This is a genomic window from Thermosynechococcus sp. HY596 (assembly GCF_030518715.1).
Lineage (GTDB): Bacteria > Cyanobacteriota > Cyanobacteriia > Thermosynechococcales > Thermosynechococcaceae > Thermosynechococcus.
This window is the reverse complement of sequence record NZ_CP130346.1, coordinates 1,957,664-1,972,983: the sequence shown is the minus strand read 5'-3', so window position 1 is coordinate 1,972,983 and position 15,320 is coordinate 1,957,664. Positions and strand designations below refer to the sequence as shown.

Here is a 15,320-nt window from a genome sequence, read left to right as displayed (position 1 = left end):
GCCCATGTACTTTCAGGACGTTATTGCCACACTGCACCAATTTTGGGCGGCTCAGGGATGCCTGATTGCCCAGCCCTACGATGTGGAAAAGGGCGCCGGTACCAAAAGCCCCCATACCTTTTTGCGTGCCCTCGGCCCTGAGCCTTGGGCAGTGGCCTATGTCGAACCCTGTCGCCGACCGGGGGATGGCCGCTATGGCGAGAATCCCAACCGCTATCAGTACTACTACCAGTACCAAGTGCTGATTAAGCCCTCTCCTGACAATATCCAAGAAATCTATTTGGAGTCGCTGCGCGCCCTTGGCATTCGCCCCCAGGAGCATGACATTCGCTTTGTTGAAGACAACTGGGAGGATGCGGCCGTTGGCGCGTGGGGGGTGGGCTGGGAGGTCTGGCTCGATGGTATGGAGGTGACGCAGTTTACCTATTTCCAGCAGTGTGGTGGCTTAGATTGTCGGCCGGTCTCCATTGAAATTACCTATGGCTTGGAACGGTTGACCATGTACCTCCAAGAGGTGGATGCGATCGCCAGTATCCGCTGGAACTCTACGCTCACCTATGGCGATGTCCATCTCCAAGGGGAAATCGAGCAATCCACGTACAACTTTGAAGCCTCTGACCCGGAACGATTGTTCGCCCTTTTTAGTCTCTACCAGCAGGAGGCGGAGCAGCTTCTGGAAAAGCAGTTGGTACTGCCCAGCTTGGATTATGTGCTCAAGTGTTCCCACACCTTTAACCTGCTGGATGCCCGTGGTGTGATTTCGGTGGCAGAGCGCACGCGCTACATTGGTCGCATTCGTGGACTGGCACGGCGCGTCGCCCAAGCCTATGTCCAACAACGGGAAGCCCTAGGATTTCCACTGCTGAAGGAGCCAACGCCGATCGCCCCCTAAGTCACCATCGCTCAAGGAGTATCCATGGGACGGCAGTGGCACCTGTCGGTGGTCTTGGCCTTGTTTGCAGCATCGGCAACGCTAGCAGCGGATGTGCCACGCTTTCTCAGTCCTAGCAAGTTTTGGGGGCAGTTGGTCTATCAAGTCAAACCCTTGAAGCCCGAAAAAGTGGTGGCGCTGACCTTTGATGATGGCCCTTGGGGAACCTCAACCCGCCAAGTGCTGCAAATTCTCAAGGAGGAGGAGGTCAAGGCCACATTTTTTGTTCTTGGCAAGCACGCCCTCATGTACCCCAATATCATTGCTGACATTGTCAAAGCCGGTCATGCCGTTGGCAACCATAGTTGGAGTCATCCCTATCAGCCCGTTGATCCTGAAGTCGCCAAGCAAGAAATTGAAAACACCTCTGCGCTCATTGCCAAGCAAAGCCAAGCGCAAACGCGCCTGTTTCGGCCACCGGGGGGCAATCTGACCACGGGGCTAGTGGATTATGCCAAGTCGAAAAACTACGCCATCATCCTGTGGTCGGTGGATACCCACGACACCCGCCCCAACACCACAGCAGCGGACATTGTTGAGCGCACCCTTAAGGAAGTGAAGCCGGGTAGTATTATTTTGCTCCACGATGGCGGCGGCGATCGCGCCACTACCCGCAAAGCTCTCCCCACGCTGATTCGTCGCCTACGGCAAAAAGGTTATCGCTTTGTCACTGTGCCGGAACTGCTGCAACTGGCAGTTAAAGCCTCCACGCCGAAGCCTCAACCTACAATCACTCCGACACCCACACCAACACCCACCGCGGAACCCAGTCCAACCCCAGTTCCCACTCCAGAAAGCCTGCCCAGTCCTGAGCCGATACCGATACCCCCCAGTAGCATCCCCGGTGGACCGCAATTGGAGCCACCCCGCATGCCCCCTAACTAAGGCTCTAGGGGAAATTCACTAATCTGTGGCGTCGAGGTACCATTGAGGGTTTCGCCGAGTTGATGGAGGGGTTCATAGACCGGTTCTAAACTGGCTTGGGTGTGGGCGATCGCCCGCAGGAGTTCAGCCGTGAGATATTCCAAGGGATGGGGAGGGGGCGGTTGGCGGCGCCGATACTTGGGGGTGGGCACAAACTCACTGGCCACGGCCTGAAGCTGGTAGGCCAATGCTTTCACCTTGGCAAGATAGGTCAGGGTTTCCTCAAGGTGCTGGGTAATTTGCTGGTGTTGGGCTTGCAGTTGTTGCCACTGTTCGGGGGCGATCGCACCCGCTGCTGGTTTGAGATCGAGGGGAGTCAAATCTTGAAACAGTGCTTCTAAGTCTGGGGTTTCACTACTCACGAGTCCCTCCAACAAGGCCGCATCAAATAACTCCCCGAGCACTTCGGGAGAGACGGCTGCCCACTCACTGGGGGAAGAAAATGCAGGGTCAGGCGCTGTCATGGGCATTTACCAAGTCGCGTTGGGCGGGATTGCAGTGCATCAAAAGGGGGTGGTTGCCCTAACTTTGTTAACCTTATAACGGTTTTGTTTGGTGATCGCGGTTGTGACCTCCTCTTCTTTGCCAATTGTTTTGGGTGTAACGGGTGCGTCTGGTCTGATTTACGCAGTGCGTGCCATTAAATTTCTATTACGAGCGGACTATCCTATTCAATTAGTGGCATCAAAGGCTGTGCATCAGGTGTGGCAAGCAGAATATGGCCTCACCCTGCCGATTCAGCCCGAGAAGCAGGAACTGTTTTGGCGCGAACAGGCGCAAGTCTGGGAAGGTTCCCTCACCTGTCATCGGCCAACGGATGTGGCAGCAGCGATCGCCAGCGGTTCCTTTCGCACCTTGGGCATGGTGATTCTCCCCTGTAGTATGAGTACGGTCGCTAAGTTGGCGGCAGGACTGAGTTCCGATCTCCTAGAGCGGGTGGCCGATGTCCACCTCAAGGAACACCGTCCATTAGTGCTGGTGCCCCGCGAAACGCCTTTTAGTCTCATTCATCTGCAAAACCTCACCCAATTGGCAATGGCCGGGGCGCGAATTGTACCCGCCATCCCTGCGTGGTATCACCGGCCGCAGACCATTGAGGATCTAGTGGATTTTGTCATCGCCCGTGCCCTTGATCAGTTAGGGTTAGATTGTGTGCCGCTGCAACGTTGGCAAGGACCCCTTTCCTAATGCGCGCTTGGATTTATCTGGGGGCGATCGCCCTGCTCACGACACTGGTCGTCCAAAATTGGCAACCGCTGGTCTCCCTGCGCTTTTTGGGACAGCAAACTCCGGCGCTCCCCCTTGCCGCTTGGCTTGTGGTGGCAGCCCTCTCAGGAATCGTGGCGGGGCAGTGTTTACTCTGGCTAACCGCAGAAGCGCCAGCGCCAGTAGCACGGCCAACCCCGCGATCGCAACCCCCTGAACCAGAACTGGATGCCTCGATGCGTCCGCCGGAGGATGAACCAGAGATCGATACCAGCGATGTGGAGGATTGGTTTAGCGAGCCTGAGTCAGCCCCCCGCGAACCAGAGATTCAAGATCGCCCCCGCACGACCTACTCGTACCAATATCGCCCTTCCCGCAAAGCCACCGCCAAAGCCCCACCGCCCCCAGAAGAGGTTGTGGATGCCGAATACCGCATTCTGACGCCGCCACCCCCCAAGGACGCTCCCCCAGAGGATGAAGAAGACTGGGATATTCCCCTATGATCAAAGGCGTTGCCATCGGAGGAACAGCTTGTGAAAGTTGCCGTGGTTGGTGCCACAGGTCGCACAGGTCATCGCATTGTGAATGCCCTACAAGCGTCTGAGCATCAGGCGATCGCTGTTGTGCGCAATCCCGCCAAAGCCCAAGGGCGCTGGCCAACGGTAGAGATTCGCACCGCTGATGTGACCCAGCCGCAGACGCTGCCCCCAGCGCTCAAAGAGTGTGAAGCAGTCATCTGTGCCACGGGAGCCAGCCCCAGCCTCAACCCCTTGGAACCCCTAAGTGTGGACTATCTGGGCACCAAGAATCTGGTGGATGCTGCCAAAGCCGCTGATGTACAGCAGTTTATTCTCGTCTCGTCGCTGTGTGTCTCGCAATTTTTCCATCCCCTGAATCTTTTTTGGCTGATTTTGTATTGGAAGCAGCAGGCAGAACGTTATCTTCAAGAAAGCGGTCTAACTTACACGATTGTGCGGCCGGGGGGGCTAAAGGAAACCGATGACGGTGGCTTTCCGATCATTGCCCCAGCAGATACCCTCTTTGAGGGCAGTATCGCGCGATCGCGGGTGGCGGAAATCTGTGTGGCAGCCTTGGGCGAGCCGAGTGCCTACAACAAAATTTTTGAGGTGGTCAGCCGTCCTGATCAAACCCCAGCCGCCTATCCAGAGTTATTCCGCTCAATTGCGGCAGTGTGAGGATCAGTTGGTGCGGTTTTCCCGTTGGTTGCTGGCGATCGCTCTTCTAGTGGGCATGGGCTATTTCTTTTTTGGGTCGCGTTCAAGTGCCCTCTGGTGGTACTGGTACCGCTGGCAGCCGGGTCAAATTGCCCCCTTAGTCATGCAGGGGGGTGATCCCTATGTACGGGCACTGATGCGCACCATTTCTGCCAGTGAGGCCAACGACGCCAATCCCTACACCCTGCTCTATGGTGGCGAGCACATCCAAGACCTCAGCCAGCATCCCGATCGCTGTATTCCCATTCGCCGCGGTCCCAATCAGCACCTATGTACCACCGCCGCAGGCCGCTATCAATTTCTCACCACCACTTGGGCAGAAAAAGCCGCCCGCTATCATCCCCAACCGCCGAGCTGGTTTTGGCAGGGCTATAGCTTTGCCCCAGAGTATCAAGATCAGGTGGTCTATCGCTGGCTCACAGATCCGGCTGCTTGGAATGCCGATATTCCCCAACTGTTGCGGGAGGGGCGTGTACAGGAAGTTTTTGCCCTACTGTCGGATACGTGGACTAGTCTGGGCTACGGCCTTGAAAGCAACCTGATCACACCCCACCTCGAAGAGATTTACCAGCAACTGTTGGCTCAAGAATTAGCCGCCTCCCAGACTGCACACTCTCCGGGGAGGGATGCGTTACGCTAGTCAATTTTCTCTGCCGACGGATCTATTCAAGTGCCCCAATTTCTGATTCTTGCGTAGAATCCCTCGGAGTCGCTCTAGAAGAGGGTTTGAGTATTTTCAGTGGCTTCGTAGAAAATGATTTGACACCCCTCGCAGGGGATCCCTCGGAACAGGGGGTTGCAATCCGCTCAGGGAGAGGCTATATTGAAGATGCTCTTGCTTCCCTTCGGGGAAGTAGATTAAGTGGAAACTACATAATTAACCTCCAGATGATAGTACAATTTAACCATAACTTGCTTCCCTTCGGGGAAGTAGATTAAGTGGAAACTTCTAACAACCATTCATCGATCTTGGTCGGCATCAACTTGCTTCCCTTCGGGGAAGTAGATTAAGTGGAAACAAACGTCTTCAGCGTTTGAAATATAATCGCGGATTTGTCTTGCTTCCCTTCGGGGAAGTAGATTAAGTGGAAACACCAAATCGCGATCGCCCACCAAGATAATCTGCCTAGCTTGCTTCCCTTCGGGGAAGTAGATTAAGTGGAAACTCCGCTTTTGGGTTGTCCAATAAAAAGTCAATATAAACACTTGCTTCCCTTCGGGGAAGTAGATTAAGTGGAAACGATCCAATCCTCCAATCTGCGTTGCTTAGCGGCACTTGCGCTTGCTTCCCTTCGGGGAAGTAGATTAAGTGGAAACATGGAAACATGGAAACATGGAACATGAAGAACGGAGAAATACCAATTTCTGTGAGGGGGTGTTTTCTGCACCCCTAATTGTTTTGTCGCAAGAAGTGTCAAGGCCGAGCTGTCAGTTTCATCCGTGAGCAAAGGGCTGTACCGCTCCCGGAGAGATTAAAATCAGAAAAACCCTCTGGTGCAAATCGGCTGGCCTTGGTGGATGTCTATGTCGTTTCTTGAGTATCTCCATGCAGAACCGCGGCGCGTCATTGTCTTTGATGGCGCAATGGGCACGAATCTTCAGGCGCAAAACCTGACGGCAGAGGACTTTGGGGGCAAGGCGTACGAAGGCTGCAATGAATACTTGGTCATCAGCAAGCCAGAGGCGGTGGCCAAGGTGCATCGGGACTTTTTGGCAGCAGGCGCCGATGTCATTGAAACCAATACCTTTGGAGCCTCCTCCGTTGTTCTCAGTGAATACAATTTGGGCGATCGCGCCTACGAAATTAGCAAGAAAGCCGCCGAACTGGCCAAGTCCGTGGCCGCTGAATTTAGCACCCCCGAAAAACCCCGCTTTGTCGCTGGCTCAATGGGGCCTGGTACCAAACTCCCCACCCTTGGCCACATTGACTACGACACCCTCTACACAGCTTTTCGCGAACAAGCGGCGGGTCTCTTTGATGGCGGGGTTGACCTATTTATTATTGAAACCTGCCAAGACGTGCTGCAAATCAAAGCCGCCCTCAATGGGGTAATGGCCGTCTTTCGGGAGCGGGGAGAACGCCGCCCTCTCATGGTCTCCGTGACGATGGAGCAGCAGGGCACGATGCTGGTTGGCTCGGAAATTGGTGCTGCCCTGACGATTCTGGAACCCTATCCCATTGATATTTTGGGACTCAACTGCGCCACAGGGCCTGACCTGATGACGGAGCATATCCGCTACCTCTCGCAGCACTCCCCCTTTGTGATTTCCTGCATTCCCAACGCCGGCTTGCCTGAGAACATTGGTGGTTGTGCCTACTACAAATTAACACCGATGGAACTGCGGCTAGCCCTCACCCGCTTTGTCGAGGACTTTGGGGTGCAAGTGATTGGCGGCTGTTGTGGCACGCGACCGGATCACATTGCTGCTCTGGCGGAGATTGCAGCGACCTTGACCCCCAAGGCGCGATCGCCCCAACGGATTCCCGCGGCTGCCTCGATCTACAGCCCGCAGCCCTACGACCAAGAGAATTCCTTCCTGATTATTGGTGAGCGGCTCAATGCCAGTGGCTCGAAAAAATGCCGCGATCTCCTCAATGCCGAAGATTGGGATGGCCTCGTTGCCCTTGCCCGTGCCCAAGTGCGTGAAGGTGCCCACATCCTTGATGTCAACGTGGACTATGTGGGGCGCGATGGCGTGCGGGATATGCACGAGTTGGTGTCGCGGTTGGTTACCAATGTCACCCTGCCCCTGATGCTTGACTCTACGGAGTGGCAAAAGATGGAAGCGGGGCTAAAGGTGGCGGGGGGCAAATGCCTGCTCAACTCCACCAACTTTGAGGATGGTGAACCCCGCTTTTACAAAGTTTTGGAACTGGCGAAAACCTATGGCGCTGGCGTTGTGGTCGGCACGATTGATGAAGAGGGGATGGCACGAACGGCTGAGAAAAAGTTTGCCATTGCTGAACGGGCTTATAAAGCCGCCCTTGACTACGGCATTCCCCCCTACGAGATTTTCTTTGACCCTTTGGCACTGCCGATTTCCACAGGGATTGAGGAGGATCGGGTCAACGGTCGGGAAACCATTGCCGCCATTCGGCGTATCCGCGCTGAACTCCCCGGCTGTCATATTTTGCTGGGGGTCTCGAATATCTCCTTTGGTTTGAACCCGGCGGCGCGCCAAGTCCTGAACTCGATGTTTCTCCATGAGGCGATGCAGGCGGGCATGGATGCTGCCATTGTCAGTGCTGCCAAGATTCTGCCCTTGGCGAAAATTGAGCCAGAGCACCAAGAAGTGTGCCGTGATCTGATCTATGATCGGCGGCGATTTGAGGGGGACGTGTGTGTCTATGACCCCCTTGCGGAACTGACCCGCCTCTTTGAGGGCAAAACCACCCAACCGGATCGCTCGCAGGTGGAGAACCTGCCCATTGAGGAGCGGCTAAAGCGCCACATTATTGATGGCGATCGCCTTGGTCTCGAGGACACCCTTGCCAAAGCCCTTGAAACCTATGCCCCCCTTGAAATTATCAATACCTTCTTGCTCGATGGCATGAGAGTGGTGGGCGAACGCTTTGGCGCTGGGCAGATGCAACTGCCCTTTGTCTTGCAGTCCGCAGAAACGATGAAGGCCGCCGTTGCCTACCTCGAACCCTTTATGGAGAAATCGGCCACGGGGGACACCGCCAAGGGCACGGTTGTGATTGCCACCGTCAAAGGCGATGTCCATGATATTGGCAAAAACTTGGTGGATATTATCCTCACCAACAATGGCTATCGGGTGATTAACTTGGGGATTAAGCAACCCGTTGAAAATATCATCCAAGCCTACAAAGAACATCAGGCAGACTGCATTGCCATGAGCGGCCTTTTAGTGAAATCCACCGCCTTTATGAAGGAGAATCTGGAGGTCTTTAATGAGCGAGGCATTACCGTTCCCGTGATTCTGGGGGGGGCGGCCCTCACACCCAAGTTTGTCTACGAGGATTGCCGCGCCACCTACCACGGTCAAGTGATCTACGGCAAGGATGCCTTTGCCGATTTGCATTTTATGGATCGGCTGATGCGGGCAAAGGCCGCAGGGCAGTGGGACGATCGCCAAGGATTTTTGGATGGCACAACGGTCTCTCCCCCAGAGGCAGAGGCCACACCGGCCCCCCCCTCGGTGACTGAACCCGAAACGCCAGAAGTAGTAGATACACGCCGTTCTGACGCTGTTGCGGTGGAGATTCCCCGCCCCACACCCCCCTTCTGGGGCATTCGTCACCTCAAGGCGGATCAGATTCCCCTTTCTGAGGTCTTTGCCTATCTGGATCTCCAAGCCCTGATTGCCGGTCAGTGGCAGTTTCGCAAACCCAAGGATCAAGACCGTGCCACCTACGACGCCTTCCTTGCCGAGAAGGTCTATCCCATCCTTGAGGAGTGGAAACAGCGCATCCTTGCGGAAAACCTACTCCATCCTGAACTGATTTATGGCTACTTCCCCTGCCAAAGTGAGGGTAACACGGTCTATCTCTACGATCCGCAGCGGGTTGGTGACAAAAGTGCCTGCGTCCCTGAGCGGGCGATCGCCCAGTTTACCTTCCCTCGCCAAAAGAGGGGGCGTCGCCTCTGTATTGCCGACTTTTTTGCCCCTGTGGCATCGGGCATCATTGATGTCTTTCCCATGCAGGCGGTGACCGTTGGCGAAATTGCTACCCAAGTGGCGCAGGAGCTATTTGCGGCCAATCAATACAGTGACTACCTCTACTTCCACGGCATGGCGGTGCAAACGGCGGAAGCCCTCGCAGAGTGGTGTCATGCCCGCATTCGCCGTGAATTGGGCTGCACTCCCGATCCAGAGTCGATTCGCGATATTCTTGCCCAGCGCTACCAAGGCTCCCGCTATAGCTTTGGCTATCCTGCCTGCCCGAATATGCAGGATCAATATACGTTGCTGCGACTCCTCGAGAGCGATCGCATGGGGATGTATATGGACGAGAGTGAACAACTCTACCCTGAGCAATCCACCACGGCGATCATCTGCTACCATCCCACCGCCAAGTATTTCAGCGCCTAAGCCTCAGCTTTCTTCGTGCTAAAACTAATCATTCAAGGGTGTCCTAATCCTCTAGGGCAACGGGTTCAGTGGGATCAGTGTATTCGATGGGTACCCCCCGTAGAGGATAGGGATTTTCTGAGATTGCTTGGCCAAGCTGTTGCCCCAAGGCCACGATGTCTTTGTAGCGTGCCAAGGTCTGCCACCAATCCGCAGGCACATCCCCAAGGCCAAAGGCAAGGGCAGCTATGCCGCCTGTCACTGTTGCGGTTGTATCGGTATCGCCCCCCAAGTTGACCGCCTTCAGCACTGCCTCCAAGTAGGATTGACTGTTCAAGAGACACCACAGTGAGGCCTCAAGGGTATGCACGACATAGCCCCCCGATGCGATCGCGCCTCGATCAAGGTGGGGCAGCTTGCCACTGAGGATGCGTTCAAAATGGTGCAGTTCGGCAGCAAAGGAGTCATGGTTGTAGGTGGTATTTGCCCAAGCAATGGTTGCCTCATAGGCACGCATGGGGGCCATTCCCTGCTGAAGCTGGATGGCAAAAAAAACATAGATTCCACAGGCCAATTGCGATCGCGGGTGCGCGTGGGTGATGCCACACACCTGATGCACTTCCTCTAGGAGCCGCTGCTGATCGCGATGCCGCCAATAGTGAAAGGCAAGGGGGAGCGTGCGCATCAAACCGCCATTGCCATTGCTGTATTCGTCAGTCCCGCCGGAGGTAAGGGGTGAATTCCCTGCTTCCAACTTCATCAGGGCGCGACGGGTGGCAATACCGATATCAAAGACGGTGCCACGGGCTGTCCAGAGATTCTCGGCGTACCATGCCAGAAACTTAGCGGCAATCTGCTCTAGGTCAAATCCCCCACAGAGGGCATCGGCAAGGCACAGCATCAGCGAACTATCATCCGACCATGTCCCCCGCGGCTGGTAATAGGTACCATAGCTGCGCATATCCACCACCGGGTCGCGATCGCGCTCCCAGCGAGTGCTAAATTCCACGGGTACACCAAGGGCATCCCCTAAACAGGCACCCAATAATCCATTGACAACGTATTCAGCATTCATAGGGAGCAACCAGATCGGATTTTTCAAGAGTTCTCAAGAATTCTTATCACCCTAGGTACCCCATATTTTAGAAAAGAACTGTCGCGATCACCCCAATGATAAACTGCAAACGAAAGAGTGTCGGAGATGCCCGCGGTGACGCGCCCAAAAATTATTGTCCTAGATGATGACCCCACCGGTTCGCAAACGGTGCACAGTTGCCTGCTGTTGAGCCGCTGGGATGTGGATACCCTCTGTCGTGGCCTCACCGATCCTGTGCCCATTTTCTTTATCCTCACCAATACCCGTGCTTTGCCAGCAGAAATCGCAGCGGAGGTCACGCGCACCGTCTGCTGTCATTTGAAGGCAGCGATCGCCCAAACCGGCACCACCGATTACATGGTTGTCAGCCGTTCCGACTCCACCCTCCGCGGCCACTACCCCCTTGAAACCGACGTGATTGCCGCTGAACTGGGACCCTTTGATGCCCACTTTCTGGTGCCTGCCTTTTTAGAGGGGGGGCGCATTACCCGTGATAGCCAGCACTATCTGCTGATTGCAGGTCAGCCGGTGCCCGTCCATGAAACGGAGTTTGCCCGCGATTCCGTCTTTGGCTATCACCACAGCTACTTACCCGACTATGTGGCCGAAAAGACCCAAGGGCGCATCCCCGCTGCAGCCGTAGAGCGTTTTGTCCTTGCCGATGTGCGCAATCCAGAGACCCTGCGCAGCCGCTTGAGTCAGTTACAAGGCAATGTCTGCGGGGTGGTGGATGCCGAGAGCCAAGAGGATTTAGACCAGTTTGCAGCAGCAGTGCTTGAGCTTGCCAGTCAAGGAAAACGCTTTTTGTTCCGCAGTGCTGCCAGTTTACTGACTGCCCTCGCACAATTGCCCCCCCAACCCACCCCCCCAGAGGCAATGGCCACCTATTGCCGACCGGGTCGTTATGGTGTGGTTTTAGTGGGTTCCCACGTGCGCAAAACCACTGAACAACTGACCGCTTTGCTGGAGGAACCCGATGTGTTTCCCATTGAAGTGCCCGTGGCTCGATTGCGCGACAGTGGGGCGGCTGAACCTGACATCATCAACGAAGTCTTGGCGGCAGTGGATCAGGCGATCGCCAGTGAGAAAACCCCCGTCATCTTTACCAGTCGTGAGGAACTCACCTTCGCGGATGCAGCGACACGGTTAGCCTTTGGGCAGCGAGTCTCGGAAGTGCTGATGGCAATTGTTCAACAGTTACCCGCCGATTTGCGCTATCTGATCAGCAAGGGGGGCATCACCTCCAACGATGTGCTGAGTAAGGGCTTAAACTTAGCCACGGTTCGCCTCTTGGGGCAAGTGATTCCCGGCTGCTCCGTGGTGCGCACGGGTGCTGATCATCCCCGTTTTCCCGAATTACCAGTGGTGCTGTTCCCCGGCAATGTCGGCGATCGCGCAGCCCTGTGCACGGTCTATCATCGCTTTCAGGGCAATGGCACCGCAGTCTAGGAATTATTACTTAGTGGCTTGAATCTGGCTGAGTGCAGGGTTTAGAATGCAGTTGCAACAATAATAAACAATTTTTAATCTTTCCCGATAAGTGAATGAGTTTAGTCAACACGGTTGGGGTTCGATCAACGGTATGGCGCTGGCTGCTGCCTGTCTTGGTAGTGCTGGTGATGGGTGGCGGTTGGGGGGTTTCTCTGCTATTGCCCCTGCGGGATCCCTACATTCAATCGGTACGGGCGGCGGTGGGCGATCCGAGTCGCGGCGAGCAAATTTTTATTCTCAATTGTGCGGGTTGTCATGGCATTGATGGCAAGGGCGAAGTGGGCCCTAGCCTTGTGCAGATTAGCCACCGCCGATCGCAAACAAAACTCATCCAGCAAATTATCAGTGGCAATACCCCTCCCATGCCCAAGTTTCAAGCCCAACCCCAAGACATGGCCGACCTATTAAGCTACTTGAAGACACTCTAAAACTTTTGACAAAAGCGCTACAGGTCGAGGCGGTATATTAGATTGTGTTATCAGTATTACCAATTTCAAGCATCCTTTGGTGGGAATGGAAGAAGCCTTTGCGGTGGGCGATCGCGTTCGCCTTGTGGAACTGCCCCCCTATGTAAAAACAGCGGAGCCAATGCCAATGTTGCGTCCCGCCAGTATCCTCACCCTCGGTGAAGAAGGGGTGATCCTCAGCCAGCAACCGGGGAACTATTGGGTCGTGCGCCTAGGGCGGGGTGCCTTTTTGCTGGAAGCCAAGTATCTCAAACGGCTGTAGTGCCTTCGCTGCTATGGCTCCGCTGCTGTCTCTGTGCATGATTGTCAAAAACGAAGCCCATCAATTACGGCGCTGCTTGCAGTCGGTGCGGCCTTGGGTGGATGAAATCATTGTTGTGGACACGGGTTCCACCGATGAGACGATCGCCATTGCCCACGAATTTACTCCCCATGTCCATGCCGTTGTCTGGCAAGCGGATTTTGCCGCCGCTCGCAATGCCTCCCTAGCCCACGCAAGCGGGGAGTGGGTCTTTTACATTGATGCCGATGAAGAATTGGTGGTTACGGATCCCCAATGGCGAGACCAATTGACCGCTGCAAGTGCACATATTATCAATCAGTGGAGTCTGCTGCGTCGTGAACAGGCGAGGGAGCTCAACTGGAGCGAGTTTTGGAATGTCCGCTTTGGCCGTCGCTTTCCTGATCTTCACTTTGCCGGGGCACTCCATGAGCAACTGTACTATCGGGAGCGGCAGGCAGTGGTGGGTCAGTTGCAGGGGGTCTATCTCATTCACCACAACCAACAGACACCAGATCAGTTTCTGGCAAAGCTTCGCGATCGCAATATCCCCATCCTCGAAAAAATGGTGCAGCAGGGCGATCGCCGCCTGCAAAACTTGGTGTGTCTTGGGGATCACTATGCCGCCTGTGGCGATGGCGATCGCGCCCAAACATGGTATGAACAAGCCCTTGAGCAAATTGCCCCTGCCGTCGAACAGGGAGTTTTGCCGAAGGACACCACATGGCTGCGTCATCTCCTTTTTTGGGTGAGCTACCGCGCCTTTGAGGCCAAGGACTACGAAACGGCTCAGTATTACCTCAGCTATGGCCTACGCTTCTTTGATCGCTATCCGCCCCTGCTCTATGTGGCGGGGTTACTCATCTTTGAATTGGGTCTACATCGCGGAGCACTGCCCTACTTTCACCGCTGTTTAGATCTCTTTGAGCAGGGAACCTACGATCGCGCTGAACCCTTCGATCGCCAGTGGATGACGACTCAACCCGCCTACAGTCTAGGTTTTACCTACATGACCCTTCAGGAGCGCGATCGCGCCATTGCCTATTTTCAAAAGACCCTTGAATTTAACCCTGACTATTCCCCTGCACAGATGTACCTGCAACAACTGTTGACGGCATCGGCAAATCAAGGGTGATGCGAGTTCCCGCCCCTGCTGCCGAGCGAATCCAGTGCTCAACGCCTTACGGCATCAAAGGTAGAGGCACTTTTCTGACTAAAACTAACGATGAACGCCATCAGTGCTCAACGCCTTACGGCATCAAAGGTAGAGGCACGGATGGGGACGACAACGGAACGGGATGGGGACGAGTGCTCAACGCCTTACGGCATCAAAGGTAGAGGCACATCAGACTCCTTATTGTTGAGTGCTGCCGATTCTATTGTGCTCAACGCCTTACGGCATCAAAGGTAGAGGCACCCTTAACATGGTATTAGATCAAGCCTATGAACTTGTGCTCAACGCCTTACGGCATCAAAGGTAGAGGCACTTCCTAGTGCAGGTGGTGAATTGCCTCTAGAAATTTGTGCTCAACGCCTTACGGCATCAAAGGTAGAGGCACTAGCCATTAACTTCGATAAATTTATCGATACAATCAGTGCTCAACGCCTTACGGCATCAAAGGTAGAGGCACGCTTTAGATGCGGCCATGGCTTTAAGCTCTATTGCTGTGCTCAACGCCTTACGGCATCAAAGGTAGAGGCACTAGCAAAACCAAAATCCCGCGCAAACAAACTGTTTTCGTGCTCAACGCCTTACGGCATCAAAGGTAGAGGCACTTCCCGCCCTACTTGAACTGTATCAAAACGGGTTTGGTGCTCAACGCCTTACGGCATCAAAGGTAGAGGCACGCTATAGGCGCATAAATGAGGCGCATAAATGAGGGTGCTCAACGCCTTACGGCATCAAAGGTAGAGGCACCTAGTCTCAATGTTCGATGAACTTCTCTGCCCATTCGTGCTCAACGCCTTACGGCATCAAAGGTAGAGGCACACTTGAATGTGAACACTATCCAATTTAGGGGTGTTGTGCTCAACGCCTTACGGCATCAAAGGTAGAGGCACCTCCTCGACGGTTTCGAGGATCCAATTTTCGACTACGTGCTCAACGCCTTACGGCATCAAAGGTAGAGGCACATTCACGACCAGAAAATACATTATACAGCATAAAAGTGCTCAACGCCTTACGGCATCAAAGGTAGAGGCACTCGTCCCCATCCCGTTCCGTTGTCGTCCCCATCCGTGCTCAACGCCTTACGGCATCAAAGGTAGAGGCACTGCATCACAGTCGTAAAAATTATGTGTATCGTGTAGTGCTCAACGCCTTACGGCATCAAAGGTAGAGGCACAAACAAATCTAAAGCATAACTAATGGCATATAACTCTAGTGCTCAACGCCTTACGGCATCAAAGGTAGAGGCACTGGGGCAGTAGCCAAAAACAACAAATTAACAGGAGGTGCTCAACGCCTTACGGCATCAAAGGTAGAGGCACTGGTCAGTAGACGTAGCTACCAATGCCAACGCAGGGTGCTCAACGCCTTACGGCATCAAAGGTAGAGGCACGCAGCAATTCTGTCTCTAAAGTTTTACCACTACTAGGTGCTCAACGCCTTACGGCATCAAAGGTAGAGGCACTTGAAAAAACTTCAGTAGCG

Annotated in this window: 13 protein-coding genes and 2 CRISPR repeat arrays (1 of these 15 cut by a window edge); of the genes, 11 read left to right on the top strand and 2 right to left on the bottom strand. The window is 54.5% G+C overall.

Features of this window, described 5'->3' with window-relative positions:
- Positions 1-4 precede the first annotated feature (4 nt).
- Complete coding sequence (gene glyQ, locus QYC28_RS09695) at positions 5-892, top strand: glycine--tRNA ligase subunit alpha (protein WP_190278338.1); 888 nt, start codon at positions 5-7, stop codon at positions 890-892.
- A 24-nt stretch (positions 893-916) separates the two neighbouring features.
- Complete coding sequence (locus tag QYC28_RS09690) at positions 917-1,816, top strand: polysaccharide deacetylase family protein (protein ID WP_302679400.1); 900 nt, start codon at positions 917-919, stop codon at positions 1,814-1,816.
- On the opposite strand, the gene QYC28_RS09685 is transcribed toward QYC28_RS09690, so the two are convergent.
- Complete coding sequence (locus QYC28_RS09685; RefSeq protein ID WP_190278058.1) at positions 1,813-2,319, bottom strand: hypothetical protein; 507 nt, start codon at positions 2,317-2,319, stop codon at positions 1,813-1,815. The two genes, QYC28_RS09690 and QYC28_RS09685, sit on opposite strands and share 4 nt — an antisense overlap.
- A 103-nt stretch (positions 2,320-2,422) precedes the next feature.
- Between QYC28_RS09685 and QYC28_RS09680 the strand changes: the two genes are divergently transcribed.
- From QYC28_RS09680 to metH, 5 genes are all read left to right on the top strand, one after another.
- The gene (locus QYC28_RS09680; protein WP_302679399.1) at positions 2,423-3,043 is read left to right on the top strand and encodes a flavin prenyltransferase UbiX; all 621 of its coding nucleotides are present in this window, start codon (positions 2,423-2,425) and stop codon (positions 3,041-3,043) included.
- Positions 3,043-3,564, top strand: coding sequence for a hypothetical protein (locus QYC28_RS09675; protein WP_149820329.1), 522 nt, complete (start codon positions 3,043-3,045; stop codon positions 3,562-3,564). The genes QYC28_RS09680 and QYC28_RS09675 overlap by 1 nt, the downstream gene beginning before the upstream one ends.
- Positions 3,565-3,594: 30 nt before the next feature.
- On the top strand, positions 3,595-4,257 hold the full coding sequence (locus tag QYC28_RS09670) for an SDR family oxidoreductase (RefSeq protein WP_302679398.1): 663 nt from the start codon (positions 3,595-3,597) through the stop codon (positions 4,255-4,257).
- A 55-nt stretch (positions 4,258-4,312) separates the two neighbouring features.
- Entirely contained in the window at positions 4,313-4,936 is a 624-nt protein-coding gene (locus tag QYC28_RS09665; RefSeq protein ID WP_399363236.1) for a lysozyme, read from the top strand.
- Positions 4,937-5,130: 194 nt separating this feature from the next.
- Positions 5,131-5,613: direct repeats of the CRISPR family, unit length 36 nt; unit sequence CTTGCTTCCCTTCGGGGAAGTAGATTAAGTGGAAAC.
- 201 nt (positions 5,614-5,814) lie between these two features.
- Positions 5,815-9,354: a methionine synthase gene (gene metH, locus QYC28_RS09660; protein ID WP_302679397.1), complete on the top strand. Its 3,540-nt coding sequence runs from the start codon at positions 5,815-5,817 to the stop codon at positions 9,352-9,354.
- A gap of 43 nt (positions 9,355-9,397) precedes the next feature.
- On the opposite strand, the gene QYC28_RS09655 is transcribed toward metH, so the two are convergent.
- Positions 9,398-10,408: an ADP-ribosylglycohydrolase family protein gene (locus tag QYC28_RS09655; protein WP_302679396.1), complete on the bottom strand. Its 1,011-nt coding sequence runs from the start codon at positions 10,406-10,408 to the stop codon at positions 9,398-9,400.
- A 126-nt stretch (positions 10,409-10,534) separates the two neighbouring features.
- Here QYC28_RS09655 and QYC28_RS09650 point away from each other — a divergent pair, with 126 nt between their 5' ends.
- From QYC28_RS09650 to QYC28_RS09635, 4 genes are all read left to right on the top strand, one after another.
- The gene (locus QYC28_RS09650) at positions 10,535-11,878 is read left to right on the top strand and encodes a four-carbon acid sugar kinase family protein (RefSeq protein WP_302679395.1); all 1,344 of its coding nucleotides are present in this window, start codon (positions 10,535-10,537) and stop codon (positions 11,876-11,878) included.
- Between the two features lie 95 nt (positions 11,879-11,973).
- A complete protein-coding gene (locus tag QYC28_RS09645; protein ID WP_302679394.1) occupies positions 11,974-12,348 on the top strand; it encodes a cytochrome c in 375 nt (124 codons plus the stop codon).
- Positions 12,349-12,433: 85 nt separating this feature from the next.
- Complete coding sequence (sipA, locus tag QYC28_RS09640) at positions 12,434-12,649, top strand: regulatory protein SipA (protein WP_190278054.1); 216 nt, start codon at positions 12,434-12,436, stop codon at positions 12,647-12,649.
- Between the two features lie 13 nt (positions 12,650-12,662).
- Positions 12,663-13,802 carry a glycosyltransferase family 2 protein gene (locus QYC28_RS09635; protein ID WP_149820316.1) on the top strand — a complete coding sequence of 380 codons (1,140 nt, stop codon included), beginning with the start codon at positions 12,663-12,665 and terminating at the stop codon, positions 13,800-13,802.
- A gap of 34 nt (positions 13,803-13,836) precedes the next feature.
- A CRISPR array of direct repeats spans positions 13,837-15,320; the repeat unit is 36 nt; unit sequence GTGCTCAACGCCTTACGGCATCAAAGGTAGAGGCAC; it runs 1,542 nt beyond the window's last position.

Excerpts from the sequence above, each read along its gene's own strand:
- QYC28_RS09690 (WP_302679400.1), top strand. The coding sequence starts at position 917 with ATGGGACGGCAGTGGCACCTGTCGGTGGTCTTGGCCTTGTTTGCAGCA.
- QYC28_RS09635 (WP_149820316.1), top strand. The coding sequence starts at position 12,663 with ATGGCTCCGCTGCTGTCTCTGTGCATGATTGTCAAAAACGAAGCCCAT.
- QYC28_RS09665 (WP_399363236.1), top strand. The coding sequence starts at position 4,313 with ATGGGCTATTTCTTTTTTGGGTCGCGTTCAAGTGCCCTCTGGTGGTAC.
- QYC28_RS09675 (WP_149820329.1), top strand. The coding sequence starts at position 3,043 with ATGCGCGCTTGGATTTATCTGGGGGCGATCGCCCTGCTCACGACACTG.
- QYC28_RS09655 (WP_302679396.1), bottom strand. The coding sequence starts at position 10,408 with ATGAATGCTGAATACGTTGTCAATGGATTATTGGGTGCCTGTTTAGGG.
- glyQ (WP_190278338.1), top strand. The coding sequence starts at position 5 with ATGTACTTTCAGGACGTTATTGCCACACTGCACCAATTTTGGGCGGCT.
- QYC28_RS09650 (WP_302679395.1), top strand. The coding sequence starts at position 10,535 with ATGCCCGCGGTGACGCGCCCAAAAATTATTGTCCTAGATGATGACCCC.
- QYC28_RS09645 (WP_302679394.1), top strand. The coding sequence starts at position 11,974 with ATGAGTTTAGTCAACACGGTTGGGGTTCGATCAACGGTATGGCGCTGG.
- sipA (WP_190278054.1), top strand. The coding sequence starts at position 12,434 with ATGGAAGAAGCCTTTGCGGTGGGCGATCGCGTTCGCCTTGTGGAACTG.
- QYC28_RS09685 (WP_190278058.1), bottom strand. The coding sequence starts at position 2,319 with ATGACAGCGCCTGACCCTGCATTTTCTTCCCCCAGTGAGTGGGCAGCC.
- metH (WP_302679397.1), top strand. The coding sequence starts at position 5,815 with ATGTCTATGTCGTTTCTTGAGTATCTCCATGCAGAACCGCGGCGCGTC.